Source organism: Ignavibacteriota bacterium (assembly GCA_016716225.1).
Classification (GTDB): domain Bacteria; phylum Bacteroidota; class Ignavibacteria; order Ignavibacteriales; family Melioribacteraceae.
This window is the reverse complement of record JADJWT010000001.1, coordinates 1486402-1505543: the sequence shown is the minus strand read 5'-3', so window position 1 is coordinate 1505543 and position 19142 is coordinate 1486402. Positions and strand designations below refer to the sequence as shown.

16 protein-coding genes are annotated in these 19142 nt (G+C 29.1%); 10 read left to right on the top strand and 6 right to left on the bottom strand.

From position 1 onward, the window contains the following. The 5 genes from IPM32_06380 (at position 1) to sucC (ending at position 4463) form a co-directional block, all read left to right on the top strand. Positions 1–780 carry an aminoglycoside 6-adenylyltransferase gene (locus IPM32_06380; GenBank protein MBK8944887.1) on the top strand — a complete coding sequence of 260 codons (780 nt, stop codon included), beginning with the start codon at positions 1–3 and terminating at the stop codon, positions 778–780. Positions 781–786: 6 nt separating this feature from the next. Then, positions 787–1704 (top strand): ABC transporter ATP-binding protein, encoded by a 918-nt coding sequence (locus IPM32_06375; protein MBK8944886.1) that lies wholly within the window; start codon positions 787–789, stop codon positions 1702–1704. A gap of 2 nt (positions 1705–1706) precedes the next feature. After that, entirely contained in the window at positions 1707–2543 is an 837-nt protein-coding gene (locus IPM32_06370) for an ABC transporter permease subunit (GenBank protein ID MBK8944885.1), read from the top strand. Next, the gene (locus IPM32_06365) at positions 2540–3217 is read left to right on the top strand and encodes a hypothetical protein (GenBank protein MBK8944884.1); all 678 of its coding nucleotides are present in this window, start codon (positions 2540–2542) and stop codon (positions 3215–3217) included. Before IPM32_06370 ends, IPM32_06365 begins: the two co-directional genes overlap by 4 nt. Before the next feature lie 82 nt (positions 3218–3299). Beyond that, a complete protein-coding gene (sucC, locus tag IPM32_06360) occupies positions 3300–4463 on the top strand; it encodes an ADP-forming succinate--CoA ligase subunit beta (GenBank protein ID MBK8944883.1) in 1164 nt (387 codons plus the stop codon). Between the two features lie 89 nt (positions 4464–4552). Here the strand turns inward: sucC and IPM32_06355 are convergent, their stop codons facing one another. Further along, positions 4553–6697: a T9SS type A sorting domain-containing protein gene (locus IPM32_06355; GenBank protein ID MBK8944882.1), complete on the bottom strand. Its 2145-nt coding sequence runs from the start codon at positions 6695–6697 to the stop codon at positions 4553–4555. Between the two features lie 288 nt (positions 6698–6985). On the opposite strand from IPM32_06355, the gene IPM32_06350 reads away from it, so the two are divergent. Then, the gene (locus IPM32_06350; protein ID MBK8944881.1) at positions 6986–7129 is read left to right on the top strand and encodes a hypothetical protein; all 144 of its coding nucleotides are present in this window, start codon (positions 6986–6988) and stop codon (positions 7127–7129) included. Positions 7130–7174: 45 nt separating this feature from the next. Here the strand turns inward: IPM32_06350 and IPM32_06345 are convergent, their stop codons facing one another. Then, the gene (locus IPM32_06345; protein ID MBK8944880.1) at positions 7175–8848 is read right to left on the bottom strand and encodes a T9SS type A sorting domain-containing protein; all 1674 of its coding nucleotides are present in this window, start codon (positions 8846–8848) and stop codon (positions 7175–7177) included. A 1672-nt stretch (positions 8849–10520) separates the two neighbouring features. Continuing rightward, positions 10521–11522 (bottom strand): GHKL domain-containing protein, encoded by a 1002-nt coding sequence (locus IPM32_06340; protein ID MBK8944879.1) that lies wholly within the window; start codon positions 11520–11522, stop codon positions 10521–10523. A 220-nt stretch (positions 11523–11742) separates the two neighbouring features. Here IPM32_06340 and IPM32_06335 point away from each other — a divergent pair, with 220 nt between their 5' ends. Together IPM32_06335 and IPM32_06330 are read left to right on the top strand one after the other, a co-directional pair. Then, on the top strand, positions 11743–12189 hold the full coding sequence (locus IPM32_06335; protein ID MBK8944878.1) for an Lrp/AsnC family transcriptional regulator: 447 nt from the start codon (positions 11743–11745) through the stop codon (positions 12187–12189). An 11-nt stretch (positions 12190–12200) separates the two neighbouring features. Continuing rightward, entirely contained in the window at positions 12201–13220 is a 1020-nt protein-coding gene (locus IPM32_06330; protein ID MBK8944877.1) for a glutamine synthetase beta-grasp domain-containing protein, read from the top strand. A gap of 75 nt (positions 13221–13295) precedes the next feature. Here IPM32_06330 and IPM32_06325 read toward each other — a convergent pair whose 3' ends face one another. Beyond that, positions 13296–14039, bottom strand: a complete 744-nt coding sequence (locus IPM32_06325; GenBank protein MBK8944876.1) for a TerC family protein — start codon at positions 14037–14039, stop codon at positions 13296–13298. A gap of 175 nt (positions 14040–14214) precedes the next feature. Here IPM32_06325 and IPM32_06320 point away from each other — a divergent pair, with 175 nt between their 5' ends. Together IPM32_06320 and rfbA are read left to right on the top strand one after the other, a co-directional pair. Continuing rightward, on the top strand, positions 14215–14967 hold the full coding sequence (locus tag IPM32_06320; protein MBK8944875.1) for a hypothetical protein: 753 nt from the start codon (positions 14215–14217) through the stop codon (positions 14965–14967). Between the two features lie 7 nt (positions 14968–14974). Beyond that, positions 14975–15844 carry a glucose-1-phosphate thymidylyltransferase RfbA gene (gene rfbA / locus IPM32_06315; GenBank protein ID MBK8944874.1) on the top strand — a complete coding sequence of 290 codons (870 nt, stop codon included), beginning with the start codon at positions 14975–14977 and terminating at the stop codon, positions 15842–15844. 56 nt (positions 15845–15900) lie between these two features. Here rfbA and IPM32_06310 read toward each other — a convergent pair whose 3' ends face one another. Both IPM32_06310 and IPM32_06305 read right to left on the bottom strand, forming a co-directional pair. Then, positions 15901–17199: a T9SS type A sorting domain-containing protein gene (locus tag IPM32_06310; GenBank protein MBK8944873.1), complete on the bottom strand. Its 1299-nt coding sequence runs from the start codon at positions 17197–17199 to the stop codon at positions 15901–15903. Between the two features lie 362 nt (positions 17200–17561). Next, complete coding sequence (locus IPM32_06305) at positions 17562–19142, bottom strand: N-acetylmuramoyl-L-alanine amidase (protein MBK8944872.1); 1581 nt, start codon at positions 19140–19142, stop codon at positions 17562–17564.

Genomic DNA, 19142 nt, shown 5'->3' with positions numbered 1-19142 from the left:
ATGCACAAAAGTTTTGTAAATAATGTAATTGATAAAATTAAAAACGATGAAAATGTTTTGGGATTAGCACTCGGCGGTTCTTGGATCACAAATGAAATTGATGAATTTTCCGATCTCGATTTTGTTTTAGTTACAAAAAATAAAATAGCTCCAAATAAAGAATTGATAACAAATTATGCACAAAAATTTGGAAATTTGTTAAATGCTTTTATCGGTGAACATGTTGGAGAAAATCGACTTTTAATTTGCCTATATGATGAACCACTTCTGCATGTTGATATAAAATTTATTACTCCCGATGAATTTTATCAAAGAGTTGAAAATCCAATTGTGGTTTGGGAAAGAGAAAATATATTATCTAATATTATCGCAAATTCCGAACCGATATTTCCTTATCCAAATTTTCAATGGATTGAAGACCGCTTCTGGATTTGGATTCATTACGTTTCTTCAAAAATTGGAAGAGGTGAATTTTTTGAAACTTTAGATGCAATTAATTTTCTACGGACAAATGTTATTGCTCAATTACTGCAGATTAAAAACAATAAATTGCCAAAAGGTTTACGAAAAGCTGAAAAGTTTTTCACAACTAAAGATTTGGAAAATTTGAAATTAACAATTTCTGATTATGATGAAAACTCGTTAATCAAAAGTTTGGAACAAATAATTTTTTTATATCAAGATTTACGAATTCAAATTTTTCCACAAGAAATAAACTTGCAAACTCAAACTGAAATACGAGCAATGGAATATTTTAACGAAATTATAAATCGAAATTAATTTAAAATGAATTCTGAAAAAGTTATAGAAATTTCCAACTTAACGAAAAAGTTTAAAAATCTTACAGCGGTAAATAACCTAAACCTCAATGTTTATAAGGGTGATGTGTTTGGTTTTCTTGGTCCAAACGGCGCCGGAAAAAGTACAACAATCAGAATGCTTCTCACATTAATTAAACCAACTTCCGGTAATATTAAAATTTTTGGAAAAGATTTAGCTCAGCACAGAAAAGAAATTTTAGCAAAAGTCGGTGCAATTGTAGAAAAACCGGATTTTTATTTATACTTAAGCGCATATAAAAATTTGGAAATTTTAGGAAAAATGTCCGGCATAAGTATTTCCAAAAAAAATATTATGGAAATTCTTGAGTTAGTCGGTTTAGATAAAAGATACAATAGCAAAGTAAAAACTTTTTCTCACGGAATGAAACAACGATTGGGAATTGCTCAAACACTTTTGCATAATCCGGAATTAATTATTTTGGATGAACCTACAACCGGACTTGATCCGCAAGGCATGAAAGAAATCCGTGATTTAATTATTTTCCTTAGCAAAGAAAAAGGCAAAACAATTTTTCTATCTTCGCACATTTTACGCGAGATTGAATTAATTGCCAATAGAATGGTTATTATAAATAAAGGAAAAAATATTATTGAAGGTGATGTAAAAGGACTTTTAATTAATGATAAACATGAAGTTGAAATAAATTTTAAAAGTGAAGTTAATGTTGAAGAAATTTTATCCAAATCAGTATTTTCAAATAACACTTCCAACATTTTAAATTCACAACTGAAAATAAATCTTGCCGAAGATAAAATTCCTCATTTAATAAAATTTTTAGTTGAAAAAAATGTTGAAATATTTTCCGTGGAAAGAAAAAATTCATTAGAAGATTATTTTTTAAAAATTACAGAAGAAAAATAATGCTGATAAAATTAGTGCATATAGAACTTATTAAAATTTTTAAGAAGTGGCGTTCTTACATTGGTCACTTTGGAATTTTATTTATGGTTTCGATGGTTCAAATCAATCTTTACATTTATGGCGAAAATGAAGTAAGACATATCACCAGAAATTTAAGTGATTTGTTTATCATCTCCGGAAATATTTTAAATGGAAATTTAATCGGTCATTTAATTCTAAATGCATTTTTTATTTTATTTCCACTTACAATTGTTTTGGTTGCCGGTGAAATTCTTGCCGGAGAAGGAACCGGCGGAACTTACAGATTAATTATTACTCGTCCGGTTTCGAGATTACAAATTATAGTTTCAAAATTTTTTGCAGGATGTATTTATATTTTATCAATTATAGTTTGGATGATTTTTGTTAGTTTAGTTGTAAGCCATATTGTATTTGGCAACGGTGAATTAATTGTTCTTTCTGATGGTATAAATATTTTTGCACAAGATGATATTTTATGGAGATTTGCTTTAAGTTATTTGCACGTATTTTTCAGTATGCTTCTTGTTTTTACATTATCGTTTTTATTTTCATCATTGGTGGAAAACGCAATTGGACCAATAATTGCAACGATGGCAATTTTAATTTTCTTCGTTATTCTTTCTCAAATTCCGGTTGATTTCACTAAATATATTAAGCCATATTTATTCACAAATTACTTTATGGATTGGCAAAAATTTTTCAATTATGATTTTGATTGGTTTGTACAAATTAAATCTTTGGGATATCTTGCTTTACATTCTGTAATATTTTTAATTCTAACTTCAATAATTTTTATAAGAAAAGATATTTTATCATGAAAAAAATATTTGTAACAATTTTAATACTTTTTACAATTACTAATTTTGCTCAAGACAAAAATGCCGAGAAAATTATTTCAGCAATAAAAAGTAAAATTGATAAAGTTGATAATTATTCTGCTAATGTTGAAATTTCCGTAAAGTTTGATTTTCTTAAAATGCCGAAATCGAAAGCAGAAATATTTTTTAAGAAACCGGATAAATTTAAACTTCACTCTGAAAAACTTACAATATTACCCAAAGGCGTAATTGATTTTAATCCGCAAAAAATTATTGATAAAGATTTCACTTCGGAATTAATTGGCGATACTTTAATTGATAATAAAAATCTTTCCGTAATTAAAATTATTCCAAATGCTGATAGCATAAAATTTAATGCTGCCAAATTGTTAGTCGATAAAAATGAATTTTTAATAAAGCAGATTATTTTATCATTAGATGGAAATGCAAAAATTATAACATATTTTAATTACAATGATCAGAAGGAATTTGCTCTTCCATCACAAATAAAAATAAATTTGGATTTTTCACAAGTTGAAGAAAGTGAGAATAAAAGAAGAAGAAATATTCCCGAAAATTTTAAAGGTGACATAACAATAAATTACAATAATTATAAAGTTAATAAAGGAATTGATGATTCTGTTTTTGTTGATGAGAAAGAAGCAGAAAAATAATTTATAGCAAAATTGGGCAAAATATTTTTTTTAGTTATTATTAAGAAATTAAAAAATTGCTTTAATAAAGTTGTAGGAAATTATGAAAATTCATGAATATCAAGCAAAAGAAATTTTAAGAAAATTTAACGTTCCAGTTCCAGAAGGAAAAGTTGTTTTTTCTCCCGAAGATGCAGTTGTAGCCGCAAAAGAATTAGTCGGAAATATTAAAGTTGTAAAGGCTCAAATACACGCCGGCGGAAGAGGAAAAGGCGGCGGTGTAAAAGTTGCCAAAAATCTTGATGAAGTAAAAAAATATGCAAAAGAAATTTTCGGAATGAATTTAATTACACATCAAACCGGACCGCAAGGAAAAACCGTAAAACGTCTTTTAATTGAGCAAGGCGTAAATATTGATAAAGAAATGTATGTGGGAATTACTTTAGATCGAGCTCAATCTAAAAATGTTGTAATGGTTTCCACGGAAGGCGGAGTTGAAATTGAAAAAGTTGCAGCCGAATCTCCGGAAAAAATACTTAAAGAAACTATTGATCCCGCAATAGGAATGCAGCAATTTCAAGCTCGTAAATTGGCTTTCGGTTTGGGTTTGGAAGGAGTTCAACATAAAAACGCAGTAAAATTTTTATTGGCACTTTACAAAGCTTATGATTCAACAGATGCCTCTATTGCGGAAATAAATCCTTTAGTAGTTACAAAAGAAGGCGATGTAATTGCGCTTGATGCAAAAATGAATTTTGATGATAACGCACTTTTCCGTCATAAAGATATTATGGAATTTAGAGATTTTGATGAAGAAGAACCGCTTGAAATTGAAGCTTCAAAATTTGATTTGAATTATATTAAGTTAGATGGAAATGTTGGATGCATGGTAAATGGTGCCGGCCTTGCAATGGGAACAATGGATATAATAAAATTAGCTGGCGGTGAACCGGCAAACTTTTTGGATGTCGGCGGCGGTGCAAATCAAGAGACTGTGGCAAATGGATTTAAAATTATTTTAAGTGATCCGAATGTTAAAGCAATTTTAATAAATATTTTCGGCGGAATTGTACGCTGCGATAGAGTTGCTCAAGGTGTAATTAATGCCGTAAAAGAAATTAAAGTAGAAGTTCCGATTGTAATTAGATTGGAAGGTACAAATGCAAAAGAAGCCGGAGTTTTATTGGCAAATTCCAAATTAAATTTTGAAGTTGCCACAACTTTGGAAGATGCCGCAAAAAAAGTTACCACGGTTCTTAAAAAATAAATGATTTCCATCCGTTGGCTAACGGAACATGGGAATGACAACCATATTTTTGTAGAGACGTAAAATTTTACGTCTCTACATTTTTTATATCACTTCATTAATATAAGTTTTTTGGTATTTGCAAATTCTCCGGATTGCAATCTGTAAAAATATACTCCGCTTGATAAATTGCTTCCGTCAAAGGTGATTTCATAATTACCGGGTTTTTGGTTTTTATTAACCAATGTTTTAACTTCCCTTCCTAGTATGTCAAAAACCACTAATTTCACGTTGGACTTTTCACTTTTCACTTTTTGCGGAATTGAATATTTAATTGTTGTTGTTGGGTTAAACGGATTTGGATAATTTTGGGATAGTTCAAAATCTTTAGGAAGTTTTTTGATAATATATTCATCATGTATATCTGTTATTCCATTTTCATTAAAAACAACTAAACCGCCACCATTTGTACCAATCCATTTATTATTATATTCATCTATTACTATTGTTTGGATTTCATGAGTCGGCAAACCAGAATTACTTGAATTAAAAACTTCCCAATTACTTCCATCAAATTTTACTAAATTATTTTCTGCACCTATCCATTTATTGTCATCTTTATCAATTGTTATTGAATAAATATTATTGCACGGCAAAGATGAATTTTCCATGTCGTAAACAATCCAATTTAAACCATCAAACATTGCTAATCCTTTATTTGTACCAATCCATTTGTTATTTAAACTATCTATAGCAATTGCAAATATAAGATCCGAAGGTGAATCTGTAAAACTTTTATAATATATTGTCCAGTCTAAATCGTCAAATTTTACCAATCCTCCGAATTCGGTTCCAATCCATTTTACATTATTTTTATCAATATTAAATGTTAGAGCAATTTCTAACTGAAGTAACCCTGTATTAGATGTATCAAAAATTGTCCAATTATAACCGTCAAATTTCACGAGTTCATTCCAGGTTAAAGCCCATTTATCACCATTTTTATCAATAACTATTTCTATAACACCCTGAGGCAAATCGGAATTAGTATCATCAAATATGTTCCAGCTTACTTCATCAAAACATGCCAATCCATTCCTATAAAGTCCAATCCATTTTTTATCAAATTTATCAATTGCAATTGAACTTATTCCTTTTAAAGGTAGCTCAGAATTATTTTCATTGAATAGAACCCAATCTGTGCCTTCAATTTTTATAATACCATTTCCAGTTCCTATCCACTTGTTCTTTTTATTATCAATTGCTATTGAGTTTATTGTATTACTTAATAATGGAGAATTACTTGTTTTGTATTTCGACAAATTTAATTCATCTAATTTATAAACATTATCAATATAACCCCACCATTTATTATTATATTTATCAATTGTTAATCCAACAACTTCCTTTACATTCGCTGTATCATATTTTGTAAAGTTAACGCCATTGAATTTTGTTAAAAATTCATCTGCTATCCAAATATTTCCAGAATCATCTGGTACAAGAGAATTTAAAGGATATTTATATGTAGAATCTGGAGAACTAATAATAGTCCAACTTGTATCATCAAATTTCGCTAAACCTCCATATGAATTACCAATCCATTTTATGTCATACTTGTCAATTGCTAAATAGTCAATACTATTAAAAGGCAATCCCGAATTGTTTTTATCATATATTAACCAATTAATTCCATCAAATTTATATAGACTATTATTACTCCATACCCAAATATTTTCTTTTCCATCTATTGTAAGCGTTGTTAACCAATCACTTGGTAATTTTGAATTAGAAGTAGTATAATTAGTCCAACCGGAACTGTCATATTTGATTATTCCAAAACCTGGTATTACAAACCATTTAGTGTCTTTGCTATCGATTTTAATTTCTGAAATATAATTACTTGGTAATCCGGAATTATCTTGATTGAACAATGTCCAATTTTTACCATCAAACATAGAAATACCTGCATCATACGATCCTACCCATTTATTTCCTTTGCTGTCAATTGCAATAGTTAAAATTAAATTGCTTTGTATACCAGAATTCCCTCTATTAAAAAAAATGGTTTCTCCGTTTATTTGATTTATTTTTACAAGTCCACCTCGAGTTGCAACCCAAACAGTATCATTATCAGTTGTTATTTCATTTATTCTATTTCCATATGTATAATTTATCCATTTACTATTTTGAGAATAAATAAAGCTATTTATAAGTAAAATGAAAATAAACCAAATAATTATTTTTGTTTTCATAATTTCCTCAGCTTATTTTAATAGAATCATTTTTTAACAGACACAAAATCATTTACTTTCAAAGTATAAAAATAAATACCGTTTTATAATATTGAAATTTAAATTTTACGAATTTTTAAAGCACAAATAAAATGCCAAGTTGTTATTGCAATTACAGTATGTATTACTAATTAGAATTTAAGTTAATATACATTTAGTTATTATTTCTATAATTAATGTTCTCTTTTTAATAATTCTGAGTCAAGAATAATTACTTAATTAGTTATCAATGAAGCCAAAGAAATTAAAGTGGAAGTTCCGATTGTAATTAGATTGGAAGGTACAAATGCAAAAGAAGCCGGAGTTTTATTGGCAAATTCCAAATTAATTTTTGAAGTTGCCACAACTTTGGAAGATGCCGCAAAAAAAGTTACTGCTGTTCTCAAAAAATAAATATTTTCGTAGAGACGCATGGAAATGTGTCTCTACTTTACTTAATCATTTCATTATAATCATTTTCATTGTTTTAACATAATCTCCAGTCTGCAATCTATAAAAATATACTCCACTTGATAAATTACTTCCATCAAATTCAATTTCGTAATTTCCGGGTTTTTGTTTTTCATTAACCAATATTTTTACTTCTCTTCCTAATAAATCGTAAACAATTAATTTTATGCTCGAGCTAAAGCTCGAGGCTACATTTGGTAATGAATATTTAATTGTTGTACTTGGATTAAACGGATTTGGATAATTCTGACTTAACTCAAATTCTATTGGCAAATTTTCTTCAAATTCTATATCCGTGGTTGCATCAAATAATTGCAATACTTTCCAACCAATATTATTACTTTCGTGAATTTCATCAATTTTATTTTCCGGATCTAACTCAACATAAATTCTTGGGAATGTTGAAATTCCGTTTGGAATTTGCCAATTAAAACTTATTATTTTTTCACTTCTTGCCGGAATATAATCATCTGTAGAAAAAATATTTTTTCCATCCGTACTTTCTATTAATGTTCCGCCGTTATTGGGATCACCAACATAAAATTTTGCATCAACAATTGAATTTGTATTTAGCAAACTAAAATTTCTAATTCTTGTTTTAATATTTATTACTTCTCCTGGTTTAGGTTTTTCGGGATTAAATATAATATCTTTCGTTTGTTGACGTTTATCTTCGGTAATACTAAATCCTTTTTCGGGATCCAATCTCCATGGTAAGATTAATGCTATATCCGGTTTTTCATTATATTTTTGCTGCCACCATGTTTCGGGAACACTTATTCCAGATGGTCTTGGATCAACTGCATAATCCAAAACAAGCGCACCGCTTTTTGCCCAATATGCATAAGGAGTTACGGAATAATATGTTTCTCCTATCCCTAAATCTATTGGTCCTAAATGAACATCTAAACCTTTTTTATATTTAACTTTATTTGTTCGAGTTGAAATTGATTTGGTGGAATAGTTTCCTTTAACTTTTACATCAGGTGTAAATTTAAATGGATTATCAAAGCTTGCTTCTCCACTAATTTTAAAGTTTACTTCATTTGAAGCTGTAACTATTGTCTGGGTTTCATTTTCTAATGCCCAATTATATTGAAATCCCGGCGAGCCATCCAATGTAATTTGATCTGATGTATTCCATTTTAGAACTTGCTGCAAACTTCCGTTTTCGGTTGGCGCCGCAATATTATTATAGGATAAAATATTTCCGACTTCATGATTTGGAATATAATCTGCAGCTTGCGGACTTTTGCTCGGGAACCACGATCTTTGCGGTTGCCCGGGTTCTACAACTAAAACATAACCTAGAATTTCATCATTTGTTAAAACCGGATATTCCCAAATATCATAATCAATTATTGTTGCGTAAATATAATCATCGCTGCTGGCTGTTATATTCTGACTTACTTTATATGTATTTGATGTAAATTTCTTTTTAGAAAATCCTTTGCCATATTGGCTTTTAATTTTTATTTCCGTTCCAATTCCAATAACCGGAATTTTAAATCCTCCGGAAACCTCACCGCTTACTGACCAAGCTTTATTTATCTTTGTTTCAAATTCAATATCGGTTTCGCTTGAGGTATAATATTTTGCATAGAAATTTGAATTTTGTCCGTTAAAATTTTTATTTATATCAAAGCTATTTCCATCAAGCATATCAAAATGAACAGGCGGCGCATTAAGAATTACAAGAGGCTGAACGATGTCTGTCGCAGAATAAAAATTTGGTTTTCCCAAACGAATACTTCCGCCGTCAAAATCACCGGCTGCAATTGAGTAAATATGACTATTTGATCCAACAGTAGAATCCGCAATAAAACTTACTCTTTTTTGTACATTTATAATATCACCAGATGAATCTATAATTGGTTCAAATATTGTGATATTTAATGTTGTATAATTAGGAAAATTATCCGTTTGCACACTTCTAGTAAAAGCTACAATTATTTCCGGATGCCACAGTGAATCGTTTGTGCTTGCATCCAAATCTGCAATTATCATTCTATTATTAACCGGAGTTTCGGAACCAAAATTTTCTCCGGTTTTCCAAGTTAGATTAAGAGTTGTATCTGCTTGAAGAATATTTATTCTACCATCTCCATCAACAATAATTTCATCTGCGCCGTCATTATTCAAATCTTCTAACTGCATGCTGATTGCCAAATTTGTGTTTCCGTTTGTCTGAAAAACTTTATACAAATTATTTAAATCAACATTAATTGTATCTAAGTTTAGTGTTACTTTTGCGGGAAGAATATAATTTTCAGCTTGTGAACTTCCGTTATTTGCTATAACAAAATTGAGTGTAAATTCATCAATTGTATTATTTGTTAAATCGCCGGTTTCAATAATAAAATTATTTATTTTATAATTTGAATTGTAAAAATTATCACTTGAATAGAAATCGTTTTTTTTCACTTTGGGAATTATTGTATTATTTTCTACATCATAAATTTTTGTAAAAATTGACCAACTATCGTTATCTTCGGCAAAATGTCCGGCTAAAACAAATTCATCAATTAAATCTCCGTCAAAATCACCGCAAGCAAAATCAAACCGAATTGTGTAATTATACATATTGGGATTCATATATTCATCGGCTAAAACTGAAGTTTGTGAGAAGTTTAAATTTTCATCAATATCGTAAATTCTTAATTCAAGATTTGCATCAACATTCCAAAAACAAATAGCCAATTCGGGTTCTGCATCTAGATCAAAATTTCCTTTTGCAATTTCAAATCTGCTTGAATTATTAAATGGCGAAACCGGATATTGAATTTTATCAAGTTTAATTTCACTAACATCATTCCATACTAAATTATTTTTATTAATTTTTGAACTTATAATATTTATTGAATAATCCGAACTTTCCCATGCTGTAATAATTTCATCCAAACCATCTCCATCAAAATCTCCGCTTATTTTTTGGAGTTTCTTTTTATCACCGATAGAAAGATTTTCATCAAAATTTCCGCTGTTTGTTGAATCTAAAATATACTGCCCCGAATTTGACAAATAATTAAAAATTTTATGCGTTACTGTTGAATCATTATATCGATTTACATTCCAGCTAATTGCAATTTCTGATGAATTTCCCAAAGTATAACTTCCTTGAAATGGATCTTTTTTATCACCTTGTGAAAATAACATTGATGCAGATAATAATAAGCTTAATACAATTCTCATTTTTCCCCTTTACTTAATAATTTTTTTATCTAATCTTAACGCAAAAAATTAGGTTAAAAGTGATATTTATCTGATTTCAAAGATATCTTGTCGGATTATAATTCAGAATATAATAAATTTTTTAAGAAAATTTACTGTAATTTTATTCGACTGGAATTGAAAATGCGAAGGTAGATCCAAAACCTTTTTTACTTTTTACCCAAACTTTTCCATTATGCTCTTCAACAATTTTTTTAACAATCCACAAACCTAAACCGGAACTGGTTTCATTTCCGGTTGGTTTATTACTTAATTTTGCTCCCTTTTCAAAAGCATGTAAAATTTCTTCTTCGGTTAATCCAAATCCGTTATCGGTAACTTCAAAAGAAACAAAATTCTTTTCTTTATTTACCACAATTTCAACTTTGCTGTTTTCCGGGCAATATTTTACGGCATTTCCCACATAATTATCAATAACTTCTTTAATTTTATTTTCATCGGCAATTACAAATAATTCTTCTTTGGGCTGATATAAGCGAATTTCAATATTTTTCTTGCTTGCTTTAACTCTATTAACTTTTACCACACTTTCAATTGTTTGATAAAAATTTGTTTTTGCTTTATTTATTTGCATCGGAACAAATTCTTCCGCAACAACTTGAGAAAATTCATCTGCAAGTTTTACAATTCGAGAAGAAATTTCTACAAGTCCAGATAGAATATCATTTTGCTCTTGAGCTGATAAATCATAAGATTCTAACAATTCCACAAAATTTTTAATTGCTGATGCGGGATTTTTAATATCATGCGCAACCATTGCAAGAGTTTCATCTTTTCTAATTCTTAATTCTTGCAAATTTGATTCATTTTTTTCCAATTGATTTTTTTGTTCTTCAAGATGTGAAATAACTTTTTTGAGTTGATCAATTTTTAATCGTAATCTTCTATTTTTCTCTTCAAGAAACTTTATTTCTTTATTTAAATTCTCATTATCTAATTTCAATCTTTTAAGTTTTTCATTTTGATTTGCAGAAATTTTTTCTTCGGAGTTAATTTCTTCTGATAATTTTTGTGAGAAAATGTTCTTTTTTAACAAAAAATAGATAATTCCCGCAACAATAATAAATACTGCAAATATTCCAATAATTCCAAATAATGAATTCATAAATAATTAATTGATTTAATAGTTATGTAATTATCGGATAAATCAAAGAATTTTTGATTTCAGTTCAAATTTGGATTATTATTGAGAGCACAAATCATTTGTTGATAATCACAAAACACCTAAAAAAATAATAAATACAAAAAATAATTTGCATTATTAAAAACATTCACTTAATTTTACAAGTAAATTAACAAATTTACCTAATAAATTTAGTATAATTATGTTGGATGCAATAGACATTAAGATTTTAAATATTTTACAAAGAGAAGGAAGAACGAAAAGAAACGTAATTGCCGAGCAAGTAAATTTATCTTTGCCATCATTAAGTGAAAGACTGAAAAAATTAGAAGAAAAAGGAATTATAGAAGGATATTATGCAAAATTAAACAAAAAACAATTTGGTTTTGATTTGATGGCGTTTATTACAGTTTATATGAAATCTTCTAAAAAATTTCATGATTTGGAAGAGCACGTTTCACAAACTCCAGAAATTTTAGAATGCCATGCAATTTTAGGCGAAGGTTCACACTTATTGAAAGTAATTTTAAAGGGTACTGACGATTTAGAAAGACTACTTGCGCAAATTCAATCATGGCCCGGAGTTGTAAGAACAGTAACAAGTTTTGTATTATCAACAGTAAAAGAAACCACAATAATTAACATATAATTGGAGAAAAAATGGCTAAATCGAGGTTAGAGTACATTTGGCTTGATGGATATCAACCAACACAAAAAATGAGAAGCAAAACCAAAATTGTAGATAATTTTGATGGAACTGCAGAAGGCGCACCAATTTGGGCTTTCGATGGTTCATCAACAATGCAAGCTCCGGGAGGTTCATCCGATTTATTATTAAAACCGGTTCGTGTTTTTGTTGATCCAGCAAGAGCAAATGCTTATTTGGTAATTGCAGAAGTTTTAAATCCAGATAAAACTCCTCATCCCACAAATGGAAGAGCTACAATCAATGATGATGATCATGATTTCTGGTTCGGTTTTGAACAAGAATATGTACTTTGGGATTTAGATCACCATACACCATATGGTTTCCCGGCTCCTGGATATTATCCTCCGCCTCAAGGTCCTTTCTATTGTTCAGTTGGCGCCGAATATAATGTGGGTCGTGATATTGTTGAAGAACATGTTGATCTTTGTATTTCTGCTGGAATTAACATCGAAGGTATTAATGCAGAAGTTATGAAAGGTCAATGGGAATACCAAATATTTGCAAAAGGAGCTAAAGAAGCCGGAGATCAACTTTGGGCCGCAAGATATTTAATGGAAAGAATTGGTGAAGCTCATAATATTAGAATTAACTTAGATCCAAAACCAGTACAGGGTGATTGGAATGGTTCCGGAATGCATACAAATTTTTCTAACTCCACTTTAAGAACTTGCGGAAGTAAAGAAACATATGCTAAAATTTGTGAAGCTTTTGGAACTCAAGAAGCAATTGAAAGACATATTGCTGTTTATGGTGCAGATAATCATTTACGATTAACCGGAAAACATGAAACTCAATCAATTGATAAATTTAGTTATGGTGTTTCCGATCGAGGTGCTTCAATTAGAATTCCAATTGGAACAGTTGAATCCGGTTATAAAGGTTGGTTGGAAGATAGAAGACCAGCCTCTAATGCAGATCCATATAAAGTTGCTGCAGAAATTATCAACACAGTTAAAGGTGTAAAATTATAATCAGTAAGAAATTGACTTAAAACAAAAACCCTCAAATTTCTGAGGGTTTTTAATTTTAAATTTATTTAACAGTAATTAAACATTAATATTTTTCAATAATTTTAATTTCTTTTCGGAATTTTTCTTCATCTTCAAATTCAACATTTCTACGCCTACAGAAAATGCCATTGAGAAATAAATATATCCTTTGGGAATATGAAAATCCAATCCTTCTCCAACAAGAGAAACTCCAACAAGTATTAGAAAACTTAAAGCCAACATTTTAATTGTTGGATGAGAATCCACAAAATCACCAATTGATTTTGCAGAAACCATCATTATTATTACCGCAATTATTATTGCTAAAATCATAACTTCAATATCTTTTGCCAATCCTACCGCAGTTATTACAGAATCTAAAGAAAAAACAATATCCAAAATTGCAATTTGTATAATTACACTTACAAAACTTGAAACTGCATTATTTTTATGATGTTCTTCTGTTCCTTCTAAACTGTTATGAATTTCGTGAGTACTTTTTGCAAGCAGAAATAATCCTCCGATAACTAAAATTAAATCTCTCCCGGAAATATCATATTCAGTAATTGTAAAAAGTGTTTTTGTTAAACTCATAACCCAAGTTATTGAAAGAAGCAATAAAATTCGGGTTATCATTGCTAAAGCTAAACCTATTGTTCTGGCTTTGTTTCTTTCGGCATTTGGTAATTTTCCAACCAAAATTGAGATGAAAATAATATTATCAATTCCCAAAACAATCTCTAAAGCTGTTAAAGTTAACAATGCAATCCAAGCTTCGGGATTCATCATCCATTCCAACATATTTTTTCCTTATTTTAGAATTTTTAGAAATGTTATTAAACGATATTTACAATTTAAAAAAAATATAACATGATAAAAATATTGTTATTATTAAATTTATTTGTCAATTCAACAAGTTTAAATTTTTAATTAAAATAAGTATTTTAATTACACATAAGTTTTAAAAGTAGAAAAAATGAGAATTTTTCTTGAAGTAATAATTGTAATGCTTTTTTTATCATTTAAATTATTTTCGCAGAATATGTATGTTTGCGAAAAATATACAGAAAATGGAAGTCCGATTGGTATTATTAATAGATTGGAAACCAAATCTTACGGAAAACCCGTAAATATTCTTATCGATAATGAAAAAAATTTCAACTCACATGTTTTGTATTTATTTATTGACAAATTAAATGATGGGAAATACGTTCCATTTGATAGCAAAATTATAAATCTTGATAAAGATAAATTTTGGGCTGTAGCAAATTATGTTTTTGTTGAAGCCGGAACTTATGAAATTTATTTTTTAAATTCTTCAGAGAAAAAAATTGCATCGCTTAAATTAGAAGTTATAAGTGAAATTGAAAGTATTTTAGCCAAAGATTTAGGGAGTTCGCAATTTGTTTTTTGCGATATGATTGTGAATGATAGACCGATGAATCCAATTTCCCAATTATCAATATCAGAACGCGGCGGTGAAGTTTATGCATTTATAAATAATTATTCTCCTTTTAATTCTGATAGAATTATTGTAAAAATTTGGAAAAGAAAAGAAGGTTCATCAGAATATCAAGAATTAATCTCTACAAAAAAATTTAGGGTTACATCGCACTGGTCAGTAACATTTTTCAAATTAAATTTTACTGATACTGGAGATTATAAAATAGACATTAACGATAAAAATAATAAATTATTAATTTCTAAAGTTTTAACAGTAATAAATTAGGGAAATTATGAAAGGAATAATTCTTGCCGGCGGTGCCGGAACTCGTTTGTTTCCAATAACAAAAGTTTATAGCAAACAATTAGCTTTATTATATGATAAGCCGTTAATTTATTATCCGCTTTCAATTTTAATGCTTGGCGGAATTAAAGATATTTTAATCATTTCCGATGCAAATACAATTCCACATTATCAAAAATTGTTTGATAATGGAAATTTTATTGGAATGAATATTAGTTATGCAGTGCAAAATGCGCCAAACGGAATTGCTGAGTCTTTTATAATCGGTGATGAATTTATAGGCAATGACAGTGTAACATTAATTTTAGGTGATAATATATTTTACGGAAAACTAGATTTTTTCTATAAAGCGATTGAAAATCACAAATCCGGTAGCACAATATTTGCATATCAAGTTAATGATCCGGAAAGATACGGAATAATTGAATTTGATAAAAACGGTAAAGCAATTTCCATTGAAGAAAAACCCAAACTACCTAAATCAGATTATGCAATTCCAGGTTTGTACGTTTATGATAATAAAGTTGTAAATATTTCAAAAAATCTTAAACCTTCGCAAAGGGGTGAATTAGAAATTACCGATGTAAATAAAGTTTATTTGGAAAACTCGGAATTAGATGTAGTTAAAATTGGCAGAGGTGTTGCTTGGCTTGATACAGGAACGCCCGAAGCACTTTTACAAGCATCTAATTTTTTTGGTGTTATTGAAGATAGACAAGGTTTAAAAGTTGCATGTATTGAAGAAATTGCATTTAAGAAAAATTTTATTTCAATTGATGAATTAACAAATTTAATTAATTCTTATCCTAATTCAAGTTATAAAGAATATCTTGTAAAATTTTTAAAGTCAGTTGATTAAATAATTTTGGCAGTCGATTTTATTTAAGGAGTCATCGGCTGCCATATTTTTAACAATTACTTAATCAGATTCATTTTTTTAATTTGGGAAAAGTTACCATCAATATTTAGTTGATATATGTAAGTACCACTGGCAAGATTAGATCCATCAATATTGATTTCATGTATTCCGGCACTTAGTTCTGCATCCAATACAGATAATACTCTTTCTCCCAATATATTGTATACATCAAGTCTTGCATTTCCCGTTTCTTTCATCTTCACTTGCACTTTTGTACTCGGGTTAAACGGATTCGGGTAATTCTGACTTATTCCATATTCTTCCGGTATTACTTCTTCTTCTCCAACTTCTGATGTTCCATCTACTCCATATACTTCCATCTCCCATATATCACACCAGCTGTTTCCCTCACTTCCCGTTACTACTATTGTTATGTATCTTGTCTTTACACTTCCTAATTCATGTTCCGACCAGTAACTTCCGCTTTCTGTTGTTTCTTTCTTTATTAGTTCCTTATTACTGTATTCTCCTCTGTAAAATTCACAATCATAGGTTATCCCTTCATCTGATCCATATCCACTTATCTTTATTGTTTCTACTTCTTTCTCTTCGCCCAAATCCAATGTAACCCATTGCGGAAATCCTTCCACTGCCCATCTTCCATCTGATGACGAACTATATTCTCCTCCATTACTCTCCGGGCTTATTCCATCATACAGCATTTTATCCGTAAACTTTTCTCCGCTTATTGCCGATGCTTCCGATCCTATGATGTTTATCTTTTCTATTTCTTTTGTTTCTTCTTCCTCTTCTTCATTTCCGCCTAACAAAGAAAATATACTTACATGGCTTTCCGGGTTTGTGATATTCTCGAAGTTCTTTCCAGTTATTATTGTACTTACTGTACCTTCAAAATCCCACTTTATTCCTAGTAAGTTTACTTTGCTTAGATCTATTTTTCCCTCTAGTATAAATCTTCCTACCATGGTTTTCTTTGAGATTATATCATTACCGATAAATGACACAAAGGTGAGTTCAGACACTCCGTCTATATTTTCTATTCCTACATACAGATTAGGTACGTTTACCAACTCTGAACTTCCTTCAACATATTTCAATCTTAGGCTTGATAAATCCAAACTCTGATTTATACTTAATGCACATTGATAGCTTGTTAACTCGAATGATTCGCCTACATTCTCTATATATACATCCGCACTTACACTACTATCTCCATCTATTCTATAATTCTCCAAACTCATTTTGTAAATTGATTGAGCTGTTAAATTTGAAAAAATGAAAAATGAAATAAGAAGTACTAATTTTGAAAATCTATTTTTAAGTATTGCTGACATTTTGATCCTCATTATCTAAAAACACGAGGTTAATTATTCAGCAATAATGCCAGCAATAAAAGGTTTGACTTAAATCACATAAAAGATATGATTTTTAAATATTTTCAAATTATTTGAGTTTGGTACAATTTGTAATTTAAAATTAAATTGGTGAAAGAAATATTGACGTAAAAAAAATAATTATATTAAAAGTTGAAATTTGGCTTATAAACAACTGCAATATTTTTTGACACTGCAAAAAATGTAGCAGTAATTAATTCTTAATTTTTAACTTCCGGAAGTTATTTTGGAAAGAAATAGTAAGACAACAAAAATTACTAAAAATATTACAACCCATTTTTGAGCATTCGTCATTTATTTACCTATTTTTTTATTTCATTGATAATTGAATTTTCATAATATTTTTTATACTTAAATACTGCATCAAAAATTGATGACGCAATTTCTTTTTGTCCCGATTTACTTCCTAAATATTTCGCATCATTTTTATTTGATATAAATCCGGTTTCAATTAGTACACTTGGCATTGAAGCACCAACAAGCACATAAAATCCCGCTTGTTTAATTCCTCTTGCTGGAATTTTGATTTGATTTTTCCATTCGGTATCAAGCATATCCGCAAATGATTCTGAGTATCTCATATTTGAAGCATGTGCCATACTTACTAAAATAAAATTTTCATCCGTAAGTTTTTGATATCTATTTTGATCTTCTTCTAAACTTATTACACTATTTTCAAATTCAGCAATATCTATAGCTTCTTTAGTTCTTCCTGGTCTTAACAAATAAACTTCTATTCCACTTGCATTTGTTGGTTTTTTAGGAGTTGAATTGCAATGAATTGAGATGAATAAATTTCCTTTGTTTTCATTTGCAATTTTTCCGCGTTTGTAAAGTTCAACAAATTGATCATTACTTCTTGTGTAAACAACTTTAACTTCCGGCATATTTTTTTTGATTAAATTACCAAGCTCTTTTGCAATTGCTAAATTTACATCTTTTTCTTTAAGTCCATTGATACCAATTGCGCCGGGATCTTTGCCGCCATGACCCGGATCAATAACAACTACATCAAACTGCCATTTTTTAATTTCATCGGAATTTAAATTTATGTTTTCTGTTTTCAAATATTTATTGTGAAGCGAAACCAAAACTTCGTTTATTTCTTCATCATAAAAAACTTCATAATTATCAAAACCATCTTTTAATTCTAATTCAATTTGAGGATTTCCATTTACATATTTTATCTGCAAATCGTTAATTAATCCGGTGGATTTAAAAGTACTTGCAAGGCTATTATCAACAGTAATGTTTGAGAAAAACAAATATAGTTTATTATCTTTTACAGAACTTGCCGGCTCTCTTATTGGCCGTTTTGTCCCCAATCTTAATAATGTTCCATTGGCTTTGTTTTCAACTTTTGCAGAATAAATATCATACTTTACATTTGTTACATCAATTAGATTTTCATTCCAATTAACTAAATTTTTTGTATCAATATTTTCACTTTTTACTGTAATTAAATTTTGGTTTTCATTATAAACCAAATCCATTCCCGAGCCTAATCCCAAATATTTTAAGGCATATTTTATTGGAATTACAATTTCGGAATTTTCTTTTCTTGCGGAAACTGGCATTTGAAATACTTGATGCTGGTTGCTCTTTTTTGAAGTTAAAATTACAAATTGATTATTTATGGTAAATTTTAATTTGTAGTCTTTAAATTTTATTTCAAATTTTTGATGTGATTCATTATAAAAGAAATTTGCCGAAAATGCTTCTGCTATTGCTTTAGAGGAAACATATTCAATTCCTCTAATTTCGTAAGAAGTAATTTTTCTTTCAAATTTTCCTATTTTTATGGAAAGATCCGATGCTGCAGCAAATCCACAAAACTGAAATAGTAAAAAGATTATTAAAATATTTACTTTTCTTAATATCAC

Excerpts from the sequence above, each read along its gene's own strand:
- IPM32_06380 (MBK8944887.1), top strand. The coding sequence starts at position 1 with ATGCACAAAAGTTTTGTAAATAATGTAATTGATAAAATTAAAAACGAT.
- IPM32_06375 (MBK8944886.1), top strand. The coding sequence starts at position 787 with ATGAATTCTGAAAAAGTTATAGAAATTTCCAACTTAACGAAAAAGTTT.
- IPM32_06365 (MBK8944884.1), top strand. The coding sequence starts at position 2,540 with ATGAAAAAAATATTTGTAACAATTTTAATACTTTTTACAATTACTAAT.
- sucC (MBK8944883.1), top strand. The coding sequence starts at position 3,300 with ATGAAAATTCATGAATATCAAGCAAAAGAAATTTTAAGAAAATTTAAC.
- IPM32_06355 (MBK8944882.1), bottom strand. The coding sequence starts at position 6,697 with ATGAAAACAAAAATAATTATTTGGTTTATTTTCATTTTACTTATAAAT.
- IPM32_06345 (MBK8944880.1), bottom strand. The coding sequence starts at position 8,848 with ATGCTTGATGGAAATAGCTTTGATATAAATAAAAATTTTAACGGACAA.
- IPM32_06340 (MBK8944879.1), bottom strand. The coding sequence starts at position 11,522 with ATGAATTCATTATTTGGAATTATTGGAATATTTGCAGTATTTATTATT.
- IPM32_06335 (MBK8944878.1), top strand. The coding sequence starts at position 11,743 with ATGTTGGATGCAATAGACATTAAGATTTTAAATATTTTACAAAGAGAA.
- IPM32_06330 (MBK8944877.1), top strand. The coding sequence starts at position 12,201 with ATGGCTAAATCGAGGTTAGAGTACATTTGGCTTGATGGATATCAACCA.
- IPM32_06325 (MBK8944876.1), bottom strand. The coding sequence starts at position 14,039 with ATGTTGGAATGGATGATGAATCCCGAAGCTTGGATTGCATTGTTAACT.
- IPM32_06320 (MBK8944875.1), top strand. The coding sequence starts at position 14,215 with ATGAGAATTTTTCTTGAAGTAATAATTGTAATGCTTTTTTTATCATTT.
- rfbA (MBK8944874.1), top strand. The coding sequence starts at position 14,975 with ATGAAAGGAATAATTCTTGCCGGCGGTGCCGGAACTCGTTTGTTTCCA.
- IPM32_06310 (MBK8944873.1), bottom strand. The coding sequence starts at position 17,199 with ATGTCAGCAATACTTAAAAATAGATTTTCAAAATTAGTACTTCTTATT.